A 14,316-nucleotide genomic window follows, 5' to 3' on the forward strand; every position below is an offset into this window, starting at 1 on the left:
GGGCTTGATTATTAAATTATAAGCCCATGCAGGCCTTATTTTTTCTGATCAGCGTAGCCGAATACCTTTTGTAAAAGAGGTGTTGACCTGGCGCCAAGGCTTCCCCTGATTTTAAGCTCTTCCTGAGCCACCTGGATAAACATTCCATCAATTGCTTTTTGTGCCACATAGCTGGAAAGGTCTGTCGACACTGGTTTTACAAGCGGGATTTTATTGTATTGACCCGCTGCATCTCCCCAGTATTTCACTGCACCTACTTTGTTCAGACTGGTGGTAATTACCGGTTGGAATTTTTCCATCAACTGGGAAGTCGTTACTCTTTTAAAATAGTTGGTCGCCGCATCCTGTTGTCCCAATAAAATATTGGTCACATCAGTGATGGTCATTTGTTTGATCGCAGAGACAAATATCGGCTTCGCTTCTTTTGCTGCATCTTCAGCAGCCCTGTTCAGGCTAAGAATCACATTGTCTGCCAGTGAACCCATCCCAATGCTACGCAATGTTCTTTCTACTTTTTGCGCTTCAGGAGGGAACAGAATTTTTACGGCTGCATTTCCTAAAAAGCCATCTTTTGCAGAAAGCAGGTCCGTACCTCTGGAGATGCCCATTTCCAGCGCTTCTTTTATTCCAAAGCCCATTTCTGAGGCCGTTGGTGTTCCTGTTGCGGTGGTGCTGCCTTTTGTGGTACTGGTACTGCCGGTCTTGGTTGTTACTTTTTTCAAAATCTTTTCGAACTTCGACTGGCTATGTACGGTGATGCTGCTCAAACTAATTACGCCGGTAGCGATCAAATAAATGCTAATTTTTTTCATTATGGTCTTTTGTGTCTTCAATAGTAAGCAAATCTTTGGCCAATAACTGAGAAGACTTCACTAATTTCAAAAACTCGGAACGGTAGCCCTCCGTATCTTTTCCCATTGATTGTTCCGCAAGGCTGATCACTTGTGCGAAAGAGGCATTTTGCTTAAAATCTGACTGTCTGAGCAACATGCCAAACTCTGCTACGGCGGCAGCAAATCTAAAATTGTTGCTGCTTCCCTCAAAGAGGTTTGAAGCGTCAATGACCGATTTTTGAAGCAGTTTACTGCTGTCGCCATCAGGTTGTTTATAACGTAGCTTTACCGTCAGCATTTCAGGGCTGTTGTTTTTGCTGGTATTTTTCTTGTTTTCCTGATATTTCAGTGGATCAACTGAAGGGCTAAATGAGCTTTGAACCCCAACAGGAATGATTTCGTACAAGGCAGTAACGGTATGACCCGAGCCCAGATCCCCTGCATCTTTACGGTCGTCATTAAAATCTTTATCTTGTAACAGCCTGTTTTCATATCCGATTAACCGGTAAGCCTGTACTTTGGCCGGATTAAATTCTACCTGAAGCTTCACGTCCTTTGCAATGGTAAACAGGGTACCGCCAAACTCATTCACCAATACTTTCCTGGCTTCAGTGATGTTGTCGATATACGCATAATTGCCGTTGCCTTTATCGGCTAACGTTTCCATTTTGCTGTCCTTGGTATTGCCCATTCCATAGCCAAGAACGGTTAGGAAAACACCTGATTTTCTTTTTTCTTCGATCAGTTGCTCCATATCTTTATCACTGGACGCGCCGACATTAAAGTCCCCATCTGTGGCAAGGATTACCCGGTTGTTGCCGCCTTTAATAAAATGTTGACTGGCAATTTTGTAAGCCAGTTCAATCCCTTGTCCGCCTGCAGTTGAACCGCCTGCACTCAGTTTATTTAACGCTTCTTTGATGGTGTTTTTAAGGTTTCCAGGTGTAGAAGGCAGTACAAGTCCGGAATTACCTGCATAAACCACGATGGCTACTTTATCTTTTTCGCGAAGCTGATTGGTTAAGAGTTTAAATGAAGAAATGAGCAAAGGTAATTTATTCGGCTGGGCCATAGAACCCGATACATCAATCAGAAAAACAAGATTCGATGCAGGAAGCTGCTCTGTTTTCATTTTTCTTCCCTGAAGGCCAATCTGTACGAGTTTATGTTTGTTGTTCCATGGTGCAGTGGAGATTTCGGTGATGATGTTCACCGGATCGTTTCCCTTTGGCTGAGGATAATCATAATCGAAGTAATTGATCATTTCTTCAATCCTTACCGCATCTTTAGGCGGCAATCCTCCATTGTTCAGGTAACGGCGGACATTGCTGTAGGAAGCGGCATCTACGTCAATAGAGAAGGTAGACAAAGGCGTTTGATCAGGATTATGAAAAGCATTTTCCTGGATGGCAGCATAGCTTTCTGTATTGGGCTCGGTATAGACGCTCCTGCTAATGCCATAAGCTGGGGAAGCACTGTTTTGTCCGATTGTCATCACACTGGCGGTCACCATCTTCTTTTCTGCCCGGTTTTGGTATCCCATAACCACCACCTCATTTAAGGACTGGTGGTCTGCTTCCAGTGCAATATTAATCCTGGCTTTATTCCCTACTTTTATTTTCTGCGTTTTGTATCCTACATAAGAAAATTGAAGTTCGTCGTCGTTCATTGCGATGGTATATTTACCCTGCAGGTCTGTAACTACGCCCTTTTTTGTTTTGGCGACCTGAACTTGTACTCCCGGAAGTGGCAATCCATCACTTTTATCGGTCACAATACCCTGAATTGTTTTTACAGTTGTGGCCTTAAATCCGAATAGAAATAGGACAACGAAGATGGGAAGTAATAGCTTTTTCATAATTTCCTTTTTTTAGGAATGATGTAAGCTTTAAAGAATTTCCATACCAGTATCAGAAAATATTTTTATACTTGAGCGAATTATGTCCCGGACACCCATTGAAGTTTATAAAAAATAATACCAGAATCCAGGAGCAGGACGATGCTACTTTAATTGCCCGATATAAAATCAGCGGCGATCTGGAGGTATTGGGTCAGCTGTACAATAAGTATATGCACCTGGTATTTGGGGTTTGTCTGAACTACCTGAAGGATGAAGAGCAAAGCAAAGATGCGGTAATGCAGATCTTTGAAGAGCTGGTAACCAAGCTCAAAGTTCATGAAGTACAGAACTTCAAAAGCTGGCTTCATGTCCTATCGAGGAACCATTGCTTAATGGCCATCCGTAAAAATTCCAAAAATACAACACTCTCTCTGGAAGATACTTTTGTGGAAAACACAGAATTTGTGCATCTTGATATGGATGATACAAAAGAAACGAAGCTTACCGTTATGGAAAGGTGTATGGAAACACTTTCTGAAGAACAGCGGTTAAGCGTAGATTTGTTCTATTTGCAGGAAAAGTGTTATAAAGAAGTGGCGGATATTACCGGTTATGAAATGGTAAAAGTGAAGAGTTATATCCAGAATGGAAAAAGGAACTTGAAAATTTGTATAGAAAAAAACAGCAGTGAATAACGATTGGTTAGATATAGGAGTTTTAGAAGATTATCTTGATGGTAAGCTGGATGCTAAAACCATGAACAGGGTAGAGCGTGAAGCGCTTGAAGATCCTTTCGTGGCAGAGGCACTGGCCGGACTGAGTGCGTCACCTAAGCGTTCTTTGCAATCCATCTCTTTGCTTCAGAAACAATTACAGGAAAGGATTGCCGGTCAGCAGGAGTCTAAGAAAACAAAGGTAATTACCTGGCAAAGGCTAAGCATTGCTGCTACAGCGGCAGTTATGTTTATCGCGGTAAGTATTGTTTTCTGGATGAAGGAAACGGCACACCAGAATCAGTTGGCTAAACAGCCGAAATCGGTGGATGTGACCATTGTGCCTGTTGTTCCTGAACCTGCTCCGCCTGTCGTAACAGACGGATTGGCTAAACTAAAGACGGATCCTAAAAAAGATGCCGCGGAAATTGAAAATTCGGATGTGGATCCGCGTACAGTAGAAATAGACCGGGCAGTGCGTGCTGCAAAAACCAATACTTATGCGGCGAACAGGAAAGCAAAAGTTGCGCCGGTACCCGCTGCAGATGCGGTTCCTCAATCATTGAACGAAGTTGTGGTAGTGGGCTATGCGGCGCCGGCTCAAAAAAAATCGGTAACCTATAGTTCTACAACCATTTCTGCCGCGAAAGAAACACCACTCGGGAATGCTGCGCTTGGAAAACTGATTAGTCCCCTTGTGTTGACTGGTAAAGTAACCTCAGCAAGTGACGGGCTGCCATTATCAGGCGTATCCGTGACGGTGGAGGGAACAAAACTAGCTGCGTTCACGGATGCAGAGGGAAGGTTTAGAATCCCCGCAGACAGCAATATTAAAGGTGAAAAAGTAGTCTTGAATTATATTGGCTTTAATGCAAAGGTGATCCCTGCGCAGCTGAATGAACCCATGAATATCCGTTTAGCTGAAAGTACTTCGGCCCTGGCTGAAGTTGTGATGACCGCCAATGCCGCTCAACGCAGCAAAAAGACAGCGGATTCTAATAGAATCAAGGCAGAAAATTCAGGAAACGTACTGTCGGGGAAAGTGGCAGGAGTACAAATCACTGATCATAAAGAAAGTGTTTCCCTTCCTGACGGAGGCTGGAACAAATGGGCAAGGTATATCCGAAGGAAGAGCAAATTCAACGCAGCACCTGTTCTTAACCGTCAGGTTGAACTGAGCTTTATCGTTGGAACTGATCGGAAGGCAACAGATATTAAAGTCTTAAACGGAATTGATGAGGCTTACAATGAGGAAGCAATAAGGTTAGTCCTGGATGGTCCGAAATGGAAGGTCCCAGCCAACCCAACTAATCGGGTAATCCTTAGCATGGTCTTTTAGAAAACCTTAAACATAAAAAAACGGGATCAGTTGATCCCGTTTTTTTATGTTATATTTTTGCTAACCTGGAGTCTAAAAGAACAAGTGAATCACCGCATAAACAAGTGCCGCAAGTGTTGCTGAAACAGGAATGGTTAATACCCATGCCCATAATAAACTTACCGTTACTCCCCAGCGTACCGCCGATACTCTTTTCAATAAGCCTACCCCAACAATAGATCCTGTGATCGTATGTGTAGTGGAAACCGGAATACCAAAATGTTCTGTGATCCCTAAAGTTACTGCACCTGCAGTTTCTGCAGCCACACCTTCAAAAGCATTTACTTTGGTGATTTTTGAACCCATCGTCTTAACGATTTTCCAACCACCGCTCATGGTTCCTAATGCAATCGCTGCATAACAGGAGATTGGGATCCACTCCGGCATGGCATCACCTGTTTTAAGGACGTTTGCGGCCACCATAGATACGTAGATGATTCCCATTACTTTCTGGGCATCATTACCGCCATGTGTAAAACTTAAAGCCGCAGAAGAGATCAATTGCAGTCTTTTGAACCACTTCTCCGCAACTGAAGGCCTTGCATTCTTGGAAATATGAAGGATAATAATGGATATAATCACGGAAATCACCATCCCGATCACCGGGGCGAGCACGATAAAGGCCACCACTTTGAGGATCGGGGCAAGGTTAATTGCCGACATCACTCCAGCACCAACCGTTGCTGCTTTAGCCATACCTGCACCCGCAAAACCACCAATAAGGGTGTGCGATGAACTGGAAGGGATACCAAACCACCAGGTAAATAAATTCCAGGTGATGGCCGCTAAAAGACCGGCAAGAATCACTTCAAGGGTGATGAAATTTTCCACAACCGTTTTAGCAATTGTATTGGCTACTTTATGATCCGTAAAATAAAAATATGCAGCAAAATTGAAGAGCGCTGCCCATAACACTGCCTGGAATGGGGATAATACTTTCGTTGATACAATTGTTGCAATAGAGTTTGCGGCATCATGAAAGCCATTAATATAATCGAAGGCAATTGCCAGGACAATTACAACAACCAATAAGGTAGTTACCATTTTTTGAAGGTTTAAGCGTTCTTTACCAAAATAGATTCCAACACATTTGCTGCATCTTCACATTTGTCTGTAGCCATTTCTAAGGTCTGCAGCACTTCTTTTTGTTTAATTAGTTCAATTGCGTTGGTTTCAAATTCGAACAAACGGGCGATTGCCAGGTTTGTTACATAATCAGCCTGATTTTCACCGCTGTTGATTCTTACACAAGCATCAGCGATAACGCGGATATTTTTGAAGCTTCTTAATTCTTTAATCGCTTTGTCCAAATCGGTACACATCTCTACCAAAAGTTCTGCAAGTTTGATCATTGCATCACCAATGTTAACAATGTTGTACAGTTCGATGTTGCTCGCAGAAGCATGAATATAATCTGCAATGTCATCAACCGCACTTGCCAGTGCATGGATGTCTTCCCTGTCAAAAGGAGTAATAAAATTCTTACTTAGTTCTAAGAAAATTGAATGGGTAATGTCGTCACCAACGTGCTCAAGACGCTCCACTTCTTTGATGTATTCTTTTCTTTTTTCCAGGTCAGTTGCACTTAAGGCAAGCAATAAGGCTTCAGAAATTTTCAATACATTGCTGCCTGCCTGTTCGAATAAAGGCTGGAATTTTTTGTCTCTTGGAGTGAAGAACTTAAAAATGCTATTCATCTGTTATATTATATTTTGTTTTAATTGTCAGATGAAACCCGCATGGCGCCTAGCCCATCCTACTTATAAAATATGCTACAAAAGTATGAGTGTAATGTTAAGTTAATGTTAAGTGTTAAGTTATTTTGAAAAAGCTTTGTTTCTGTTAACCAATCTTTTCGAGTGTAAAAGCAAAAGTGGTTCCGATCTGCAGGGTACTCCTTACGGAGATGATCTGTTGGTGGGCTTCCAGGATGTGTTTTACGATCGCGAGCCCTAATCCTGTACCACCTTCCTGTCTGGAACGGTGAGAGTCTATTCTGTAAAAACGCTCAAATAAGCGGGGCAAGTGTTTTTCTTCAATTCCAATCCCGTCATCAGTCACCTCCACAAGGTACTGGTCGTGCAATTCAAAGATTTTTATCGCCGTTGAACCATTTTCCCTACCATATTTTATGGAGTTTTGAATCAGATTGATCATTACCTGTCTGATCTTCTCCCGGTCGGCTTTCACATAAGCAGGGTGGGTATACTTATCCTTGAAGGAGATCTTGATCTCCTTGGTTTTTGCCTTATCTTCCAGCCCTTCCATCACCTCCTTAGCCAGAAGGACAAAGTCGAACTTCTCATAATTGATCGGAATTTCCCCGGTTTCCAATTTGGAAATCGAATCCAGGTCGTTGATCAGGTAGCTTAGCCGTTCTACATTGTTTTCTGCCTTTTTAAGGAACTTAGTCGCCATTTCGGGGTCGTCAATTAAACAATCCTGTAAAGTTTCTATATATCCCTGTATGGCAAACAGCGGTGTTTTAAACTCGTGGGAAACATTGGATAGAAATTCTCTTCTGAACTGTTCCTGCTTTTTCAGGATATCAATCTCCCGTTTTTTTGCACCTGCCCATTCTTTTACTTCATGCTCTACGTCGTTTATCGGATCGGAGCTCACATATTCTCCTAAAGCATCCTTCAGGTCTTTTCCAAGTTTTAAGTTGTGGATCAGCTTATAAATCAATACGATCTTGGAATAGATGTACTTCTCCAGGAGGTAGTAAAAAACAATAAAACTGGTAATGAAGGACACCGCAAAAGAAACCAGCATAAAATACCAGCTCTGCTGAAAGTAGAAATTCACCAGGCCAATGGAAAGGCCGACTGCAAAAGCAGCAATGAGGACGAGGACGCTTAACTTCATGAAGGCAATTTACAATTTAGATTTAAATTCAAGGTTAAATTTTTCCCTGCCATTCTTTATAAAAATGATCCAGATAAAGTAACATAAAGTCATGGCGCCCGGCAGCAATTTTTTTTCCGCTCTCTGTTTTCATTAAGTCTTTCAGCTTTAACAGCTTTTCATAAAAATGATTGATGGTAGGCGTGCTGGAATTTTTATATTCTTCCTTGCTCATGTGTAGATTAGGCGCAATCTCAGGATCATATAATACCCTGTTTTTATAGCCTCCATAAGTAAATGCCCTCGCGATACCGATGGCACCGATGGCGTCCAGGCGGTCTGCATCCTGTACAATATCCAGCTCTTTGGAATGGAAATTGATTTTCCCCAGACTAGCCTTATAGCTCAGGTTTTTAATGATCTGCTGCACATGAGTAATCAGTGAAGGCTCCAGACCAAGGCTGTTTAAAAACTCTCCCGCAATCCTCGGGCCGATTTCTTCATCCCCATTGTTGAATTTTGAATCGGCAATGTCGTGTAACAGGGCGGCAAGGGCAACGACAAGTTCATCACCTTTTTCTGTTTCATTCAGGTGTTGGGCGTTGAGAAAAACACGCTCAATATGAAACCAGTCATGCCCGGCTTCTGCGCCCGACAAGGTTTCTTTAACAAACAATATGGTTTTGTCAATAATGGAGTTCATCAGATTTTGTATTTGAAGCAAATGTATCTGAATTGATCCAAAAAAGACGCTGGTGTGGAGAATTATCCAGGGACGAGCTGTATCCTGCCAGTGAAGTCCGATGCTTTAAAATTGATGAGCTGATTCATTTGCACGTCCAGAATGACGGAAATCTGATATAGGCGTTCTACAGTTAGTTTGCTATGCCCAAGTTCAATCTTACTATAGGCATTCTGAGAAATGTGGAGCTTTGCAGCGAGGAAGTCCTGGGTTAAGGCTTTGATTTTCCTGACTTTTTTAATATTACCGGGAATGTCCCTGACGTTAATTTCGAGGCGCTCTTTCATAGGTTGGGAAGTTTAGTTTTCGTATATGCAGAAGTACATACGAAAACTAAACAGGTACGGATTTCAAAAAAAATAAAAAAATCTTTTTTTATTTGAAGCTGTTATTCTGCTTCTTTTGGCTCCGGTCTTCTAGTGCCATCGTACAACTCATATTCCAGCATACGACAGTCCAGCTTTCCGTTATAGAATTCTAATTTTCTGGTGGCTTTAAGGCCGATTTTTTTTGCAAGATCAGGGTTTCCGGTAAAGATATAGCCGAAATAACCTTTGCATTCCTGTTTCATGAAATCGCCCATTCGTTTATACGTTGCTTCCAGTTTGGAGTGTACTCCTAAACGCTCTCCGTATTCCGGATTAAATAGAACCACGCCTTTACCACCTTCGGGAACTTGTGTATCTGCAAAATCGCAAACTTCAAAAGTAATCAGTGTATCTACACCGGCTGTTTTTGCATTTTTACGGCTCACATCAACAGCATCTTCCGAAAGATCGGTCGCAATGATCTGAAGGTCTATATTTTTAATCACCTGCTCTTTCAGGATTCTTCGTTCTGCGAAAAACACTTCTTCATCATATCCAAGGATATGCATAAAGCCGTAATTCATGCGAAATAGTCCCGGTCTGCGGTTGGTAGCAATTAATGCCGCTTCAATGGCCAGGGTTCCTGAACCGCACATCGGATTCACAAAAGGAGATTTCTGATCCCACTGACTGCTCATGATGACACCGGAAGCCAGGGCTTCCAGCATTGGTGCTTTACCCGGAATTTTACGGTAGCCATGTTTTGCCAGCGTTTCTCCTGAAGTATCGATAAATATATCTGCTTCACTGTCTTTCCAGTATAAATGGACCACCGCTTTATTGGCATCAGATCCTGAATTCGGACGAATCCCTTTCTTCTCTTTAATGCGGTCAACGATTGCATCTTTTACTTTTAGATTGGCAAAAAGCGGAGTGGTAATCGTTGGGTTATCCACATTTGATGTCACCGAGAAATATCCCGAGAAATCAATCAGTTCTTCCCATTCCATATCCAGGAGCTCCCGGTACAATTCTTCCGGGTTATTGGCCTTAAAGCTCTTTAAACAATATAAAATCTGACTGGCGCACCTTAAGTTCAAATTTAACTTAATGCATTCAGTGAGGGTAATGTTCAGCTCTACCCCTGTAGGGAAATCCCTAACAATAGTGTAGCCCAGGGATTTAACCTCTTCCTGTAGATATGGCGATAGTCGCTTGTTGCAGGTTAAGATAACCTTGCTTTTTGTGTGGAAAACTTGCATAATTTATTGTGCGAAGTTATCAATAAAAATATAGAGATTTGAACTTCGTACGAGAATAAAACAGTAATTGTTATGGAAATAAAAGGAAAAGTGCATGAAATTGGTGCATTACAACAGGTGAGTGAGACTTTTAAGAAACGTGACCTGATTATAGAATATGCAGAAAACCCTACTTATCCTGAATACATCAGGTTTGAGGCTTTACAAGATAAAACAGCTTTATTTGATAGCCTAAAAACTGGTGATGATGTAGAAGTTTCATTTAACTTACGCGGTCGTCCATGGACTGACAAAGCCGGAAAAACATCTTATTTTAACAGTTTAGTGGTATGGCGTATCAACGCACTTACTCCAGGAGCTGCAGCAGCAACTCCGGCATATGCGCCACCAGCTGATTTAAATAGTGCTCCGGGCGAGGAAGATGATCTTCCTTTCTAAAGATCTTTTTTAAATAAACAAATTGACCAAACGAGGCTGTCCGATCATTTCGGACAGCCTTTATTTTTTACAAATATTTTCTCCGGAGCAGCCTGTTCAGCAAGGCTGCTTTTATTGTTAAATACCTTAAAAGGGAGGGGCTGGAAACTGCTTCGGAAGAAGAAGGAATTAAGGCCGGTTCAAGCGCGTTGCTTACCCGCCTTTAACATGCTTCTGACCGAGTTAGCACCGAGTATAGACCGAGCTTAGACCGAGGTCAGAACGAGGTACCAAAAAAGCAGTTCCAACCTTGTCTTATCCGTGTATGGCTATACAGGTTATTGAATTAATTTTAAATTGACTATACATGCAAATTTGTTATTCCTGATCGGGTTATACAAGTTTGGTTTTCCTTTGTTTTGTACTTTTTAGGCTTCCATCTTTTCTTAAGAATTCCAGATGAGTTAGATGGATTTGTGCTGACCATTATCTCCGATACTGAAAAAGTTTTAGGTCTGAGCGGAATACTTTAATGAAATCACATTACTTCAATGCCGTTTTTCCGGGTATTTGCATTAAATTGTAGCTTCTCTCCGTCAAATCCTGTGTTAAAAAGTGTTAAATAAGCATTTTTCTGTTAATCCTTATTTATTTTTGAATATCCTGTAATGAAGAAAAGAAGCCTTTGGTTAATAACCGCCTTAATGACCATAGCCTTGCTTGGTGTATTTGTAATGCAATTGTATTACATAAGGGAGGCCTATAACCTTAAATCGCAGCTTTTTGAACAGGACGTTACCCAGGCTTTAAATGCAGTTGTTAATAAAGTTCAGAAAAGATACGCTGCGAGTCATCTCAATAAAAAGGACGATCAGCTAAGAGAAGAAAGGGAGACAGAGCTTAGGGATAAAGCCCAGATACTGGTCGAGTTTAAGGAAAAGCATAAAGAAAAAGAAGAGTTAAGAAAACTGGAACAGCAGAAAAAGATCATTGCTGATCTGAATATGCAGGATAGTGTGATCCGGAACAACTATGTCCGGCCAATGATTATTACAGAAAAAGAGTTTGTATCGATGTCAACGCTGGATGATGACAAGAAATCACCCTTACAGGTGGATATGAATTTTGGAGTAGATAAATCCGGAAATGTCGTTACCGCAAATGTCAATCAGACTTATGTTCCTATTCCCGAAAAGATAGTCACCTTTAAAGTGACCGCAGACCGCCTTCCCGATAGCATCCGTTACCTGGCTTTTAACCCCTTTAGCCGTAAACCTTTGTTGATTACACTACCCCGGGTTTCTCCTGAAATGGCGGCAAAATTTAAGAGTGAAGATGAAATTGAAGCTCAGAAGTTTCAACGGGCTTTCAAAGACCTGCTCACAGATACCGTCATCATCAAAGCCAATAGCCTGAATTATCTGGAAGATGTGGCCAAGGAAATGAGGCAGGAGAACATCCCTATTAATGAAAGGGTGCAAAGGGATGTCCTGGATACGCTGATCAGGAATGAGTTGCTGAACCGCAATATTAAGCTGGAATATAATTTTTGGGTAAAACTGGCCAATAAAGATTCTGTTTTATATCGAAGGGTCTCCAATTCTTACGTGGAACAAGTTCCTGCCGATGTGCATAAAATGGCCTTATTTAGCAATGATGTTTTTCGTGATCCCGGAATGTTGTATGTGAACTTTCCCAATGAGAATTCTTTGATTCTGGGGAACCTAAGTGCTACAATGGGCTCCTCGGCGGGCTTGCTGCTAGTTCTGATCTTTATTTTTGCCTATACCATTTATGCCATCTTAAAACAAAAGAAGATCTCGGAAATGAAAACCGATTTCATCAACAATATGACCCATGAGTTTAAAACGCCCGTGGCTACGATTATGATTGCAAGTGAAGCACTTAAAGATCCGGAGATTACTGCAGATAAAAATCGGGTGAAACGGCTTGCAGGAATCATCTATGATGAAAATGTACGCCTTGGAAATCATATTGAACGTGTCCTGAGCATTGCACGACTGGAAAAGAAAGAATTGAAACTGGAGCAGACCGAATTAAATATCAACGACCTGATCCTGGTGGTGGTAGACAGTATGAGCCTGCAGCTGCAAAAGAGGGAGGCGGAGATTAAGTTGCATCTGGATGCCACACAAGACCTCATTTATGCGGATGAGCTTCACCTTTCTAATGTGATTTATAACCTGATTGACAACGCCAATAAATATAGTGCGAATGCACCTCAAATTACCCTAAGTACAAAAAATACGGGAAAGAGCCTGGTCATTGAAGTTGCCGATAATGGTATCGGGATGACTAAGGAGCAAACTAAGCGTATTTTTGATCAGTTCTATAGAGTGCCGACAGGAAATTTACATGATGTAAAAGGATTCGGGCTCGGATTGAACTATGTACAGGACATCATCGAACAAATGAATGGGGTAATTAAGGTCCATAGCGAAAAAGATAAAGGCACTGTATTTGAAATAATATTACCGCTAAACCATAACTAATGAAAAGAATTCTATTGGTAGAAGATGATCCGAATCTGGGTTTGCTTTTGCAAGACTACCTGCAACTGAAAGGTAAATTTGACGTAATCCTTTGTGTGGATGGTGAAGAGGGATTGAAGGCTTTTGGAAAGCAGGATTTTGACATGTGTATTCTGGATGTCATGATGCCTAAGAAAGATGGATTTACGCTGGGTAAGGAGATCAGGAAAATCAATCAGCACATTCCAATCATTTTTGCCACAGCCAAAGCGATGATGGAAGACAAAGCCTCAGCTTATGATCTTGGCGGCGACGATTACATTACCAAGCCTTTCCGGATTGAAGAATTGCTTTTAAGAATCAATGCTTTACTGAAAAGGGTTTCTGCAAAAGAAGGTGCAGAGGCAAGTCCGGTGGAAACACATTTCCTGATTGGTGATTATACTTTTGATTATACCACTCAGTTGATTCACTTTAAAGGACAGCAGCAAAAACTCAGCACAAAAGAAGCAGAGTTATTACAGTTGTTGTGTTTAAAGAAAAATGCAGTACTTACCCGTGAGGAAGCATTACTGAGCATCTGGCATGATGACAACTATTTTAACGGGCGCAGCATGGATGTGTTTTTAAGTAAACTAAGGAAATACCTTAGGGAAGACCCTAAGGTAGAAATCCTGAATGTTCATGGAAAAGGATATAAACTGTTGGTAAACTAAAGGCTGAAAGCCTTTAGTGCAACCTGAGCATAGTCACCCCAATTTTTTAAGGCGGATTGAATGGTTTCCATCAATCCTTTATTGTTCATTTGTTTTCCTTTTGCAGGAGCCTTTAGCTCTGCTTCTGTTACCGGCCGGTCTTTAATACTGGTCGCAAACCAGGATACATTCTCATGTGGAAGGGCTACCCCCAAAATCATTCCCGGTAATCCTCTAAATGATTCCGGACCACCGGAAACAGGGATCTTATCGGTGTAAAAAGCGACCACATAAACAGAATCGAGCACAATAGCATTAGCCCTCCTGCATTCATATCCGGCAATTTCCCGGGTTTCTTCCGTTATTTTCCAGTTGATCTTTCTGGTGCTGTCCTTTACCAGATAGATTTCTTCGTATACATTTTTCTGAGCAATAAAGCTGGATTTTGCAAGGTCTGTGAAAATGGTATTGTTCTGTGAAGAAGTCGGATCATCTCCAAAAAATCCTCTTGAAATTTCCTCTTTAATAGGGGTAAAGAGGGTTCTGTCTTTTGAAAAAGCAAGTGTGCTTTTTGAAATTTTGAATTGAGGCTGATTTTTTTTATACGCGTCAAAAGCAGTCTGCATATAGGAAGAGTTGTCTTTGTTGATGCTTTTTTTAATGAGGGCATACATATTGGTCTTCTTTTCAAATTCAATAACCCCGTCTGTGGTAAACCGTACATTCTGGGCCTGTGTAAGCGTGTATCCAAATAGGAGGAAAAGTAAAATTAGTGGCTGTTTCATGGTG

14 protein-coding genes are annotated in these 14,316 nt (G+C 41.5%); 5 read left to right on the forward strand and 9 right to left on the reverse strand.

All coding sequences use genetic code 11. The features are described 5' to 3' along the window. Window positions 1–35: 35 nt before the first annotated feature. Both BLQ87_RS24645 and BLQ87_RS24650 read right to left on the reverse strand, forming a co-directional pair. The gene (locus tag BLQ87_RS24645) at window positions 36–812 is read right to left on the reverse strand and encodes a DUF4197 domain-containing protein (protein ID WP_074611595.1); all 777 of its coding nucleotides are present in this window, start codon (window positions 810–812) and stop codon (window positions 36–38) included. Next, a complete protein-coding gene (locus tag BLQ87_RS24650; RefSeq protein ID WP_074611596.1) occupies window positions 799–2,691 on the reverse strand; it encodes a vWA domain-containing protein in 1,893 nt (630 codons plus the stop codon). Before BLQ87_RS24650 ends, BLQ87_RS24645 begins: the two co-directional genes overlap by 14 nt. Before the next feature lie 98 nt (window positions 2,692–2,789). Between BLQ87_RS24650 and BLQ87_RS24655 the strand changes: the two genes are divergently transcribed. Then, entirely contained in the window at window positions 2,790–3,368 is a 579-nt protein-coding gene (locus BLQ87_RS24655) for an RNA polymerase sigma factor (RefSeq protein ID WP_074611597.1), read from the forward strand. Further along, window positions 3,361–4,725 (forward strand): carboxypeptidase-like regulatory domain-containing protein, encoded by a 1,365-nt coding sequence (locus BLQ87_RS24660; protein WP_074611598.1) that lies wholly within the window; start codon window positions 3,361–3,363, stop codon window positions 4,723–4,725. Before BLQ87_RS24655 ends, BLQ87_RS24660 begins: the two co-directional genes overlap by 8 nt. Before the next feature lie 72 nt (window positions 4,726–4,797). Here BLQ87_RS24660 and BLQ87_RS24665 read toward each other — a convergent pair whose 3' ends face one another. The 6 genes from BLQ87_RS24665 to BLQ87_RS24690 all read right to left on the reverse strand — a co-directional run bounded on the left by BLQ87_RS24665 (window position 4,798) and on the right by BLQ87_RS24690 (window position 9,923). Then, window positions 4,798–5,808 (reverse strand): inorganic phosphate transporter, encoded by a 1,011-nt coding sequence (locus BLQ87_RS24665; protein ID WP_074611599.1) that lies wholly within the window; start codon window positions 5,806–5,808, stop codon window positions 4,798–4,800. An 11-nt stretch (window positions 5,809–5,819) separates the two neighbouring features. Further along, window positions 5,820–6,461 (reverse strand): DUF47 domain-containing protein, encoded by a 642-nt coding sequence (locus BLQ87_RS24670; protein WP_069379321.1) that lies wholly within the window; start codon window positions 6,459–6,461, stop codon window positions 5,820–5,822. Between the two features lie 145 nt (window positions 6,462–6,606). Further along, window positions 6,607–7,632: a sensor histidine kinase gene (locus tag BLQ87_RS24675; RefSeq protein WP_074611600.1), complete on the reverse strand. Its 1,026-nt coding sequence runs from the start codon at window positions 7,630–7,632 to the stop codon at window positions 6,607–6,609. 34 nt (window positions 7,633–7,666) lie between these two features. Further along, window positions 7,667–8,314 carry an HD domain-containing protein gene (locus BLQ87_RS24680; protein ID WP_074611601.1) on the reverse strand — a complete coding sequence of 216 codons (648 nt, stop codon included), beginning with the start codon at window positions 8,312–8,314 and terminating at the stop codon, window positions 7,667–7,669. A gap of 62 nt (window positions 8,315–8,376) precedes the next feature. Continuing rightward, window positions 8,377–8,640: a helix-turn-helix domain-containing protein gene (locus BLQ87_RS24685; RefSeq protein ID WP_074611602.1), complete on the reverse strand. Its 264-nt coding sequence runs from the start codon at window positions 8,638–8,640 to the stop codon at window positions 8,377–8,379. Between the two features lie 101 nt (window positions 8,641–8,741). Continuing rightward, window positions 8,742–9,923: a THUMP domain-containing class I SAM-dependent RNA methyltransferase gene (locus tag BLQ87_RS24690; RefSeq protein ID WP_074611603.1), complete on the reverse strand. Its 1,182-nt coding sequence runs from the start codon at window positions 9,921–9,923 to the stop codon at window positions 8,742–8,744. 72 nt (window positions 9,924–9,995) lie between these two features. Between BLQ87_RS24690 and BLQ87_RS24695 the strand changes: the two genes are divergently transcribed. The 3 genes from BLQ87_RS24695 to BLQ87_RS24705 all read left to right on the forward strand — a co-directional run bounded on the left by BLQ87_RS24695 (window position 9,996) and on the right by BLQ87_RS24705 (window position 13,548). Then, the gene (locus BLQ87_RS24695) at window positions 9,996–10,361 is read left to right on the forward strand and encodes a DUF3127 domain-containing protein (protein WP_073231935.1); all 366 of its coding nucleotides are present in this window, start codon (window positions 9,996–9,998) and stop codon (window positions 10,359–10,361) included. A gap of 647 nt (window positions 10,362–11,008) precedes the next feature. Beyond that, window positions 11,009–12,853, forward strand: coding sequence for a sensor histidine kinase (locus BLQ87_RS24700; protein ID WP_074611604.1), 1,845 nt, complete (start codon window positions 11,009–11,011; stop codon window positions 12,851–12,853). After that, entirely contained in the window at window positions 12,853–13,548 is a 696-nt protein-coding gene (locus BLQ87_RS24705; RefSeq protein WP_074611605.1) for a response regulator transcription factor, read from the forward strand. Before BLQ87_RS24700 ends, BLQ87_RS24705 begins: the two co-directional genes overlap by 1 nt. On the opposite strand, the gene BLQ87_RS24710 is transcribed toward BLQ87_RS24705, so the two are convergent. Continuing rightward, on the reverse strand, window positions 13,545–14,312 hold the full coding sequence (locus BLQ87_RS24710; protein WP_074611606.1) for a GLPGLI family protein: 768 nt from the start codon (window positions 14,310–14,312) through the stop codon (window positions 13,545–13,547). The two genes, BLQ87_RS24705 and BLQ87_RS24710, sit on opposite strands and share 4 nt — an antisense overlap. Window positions 14,313–14,316 lie beyond the last annotated feature (4 nt).

Origin of the sequence: Pedobacter steynii (assembly GCF_900103665.1) — a bacterium.
Taxonomy (GTDB): Bacteria; Bacteroidota; Bacteroidia; order Sphingobacteriales; family Sphingobacteriaceae; genus Pedobacter; species Pedobacter steynii.

Excerpts from the sequence above, each read along its gene's own strand:
- BLQ87_RS24705 (WP_074611605.1), top strand. The coding sequence starts at position 12,853 with ATGAAAAGAATTCTATTGGTAGAAGATGATCCGAATCTGGGTTTGCTT.
- BLQ87_RS24685 (WP_074611602.1), bottom strand. The coding sequence starts at position 8,640 with ATGAAAGAGCGCCTCGAAATTAACGTCAGGGACATTCCCGGTAATATT.
- BLQ87_RS24665 (WP_074611599.1), bottom strand. The coding sequence starts at position 5,808 with ATGGTAACTACCTTATTGGTTGTTGTAATTGTCCTGGCAATTGCCTTC.
- BLQ87_RS24680 (WP_074611601.1), bottom strand. The coding sequence starts at position 8,314 with ATGAACTCCATTATTGACAAAACCATATTGTTTGTTAAAGAAACCTTG.
- BLQ87_RS24650 (WP_074611596.1), bottom strand. The coding sequence starts at position 2,691 with ATGAAAAAGCTATTACTTCCCATCTTCGTTGTCCTATTTCTATTCGGA.
- BLQ87_RS24695 (WP_073231935.1), top strand. The coding sequence starts at position 9,996 with ATGGAAATAAAAGGAAAAGTGCATGAAATTGGTGCATTACAACAGGTG.
- BLQ87_RS24645 (WP_074611595.1), bottom strand. The coding sequence starts at position 812 with ATGAAAAAAATTAGCATTTATTTGATCGCTACCGGCGTAATTAGTTTG.
- BLQ87_RS24690 (WP_074611603.1), bottom strand. The coding sequence starts at position 9,923 with ATGCAAGTTTTCCACACAAAAAGCAAGGTTATCTTAACCTGCAACAAG.
- BLQ87_RS24670 (WP_069379321.1), bottom strand. The coding sequence starts at position 6,461 with ATGAATAGCATTTTTAAGTTCTTCACTCCAAGAGACAAAAAATTCCAG.
- BLQ87_RS24710 (WP_074611606.1), bottom strand. The coding sequence starts at position 14,312 with ATGAAACAGCCACTAATTTTACTTTTCCTCCTATTTGGATACACGCTT.
- BLQ87_RS24700 (WP_074611604.1), top strand. The coding sequence starts at position 11,009 with ATGAAGAAAAGAAGCCTTTGGTTAATAACCGCCTTAATGACCATAGCC.
- BLQ87_RS24675 (WP_074611600.1), bottom strand. The coding sequence starts at position 7,632 with ATGAAGTTAAGCGTCCTCGTCCTCATTGCTGCTTTTGCAGTCGGCCTT.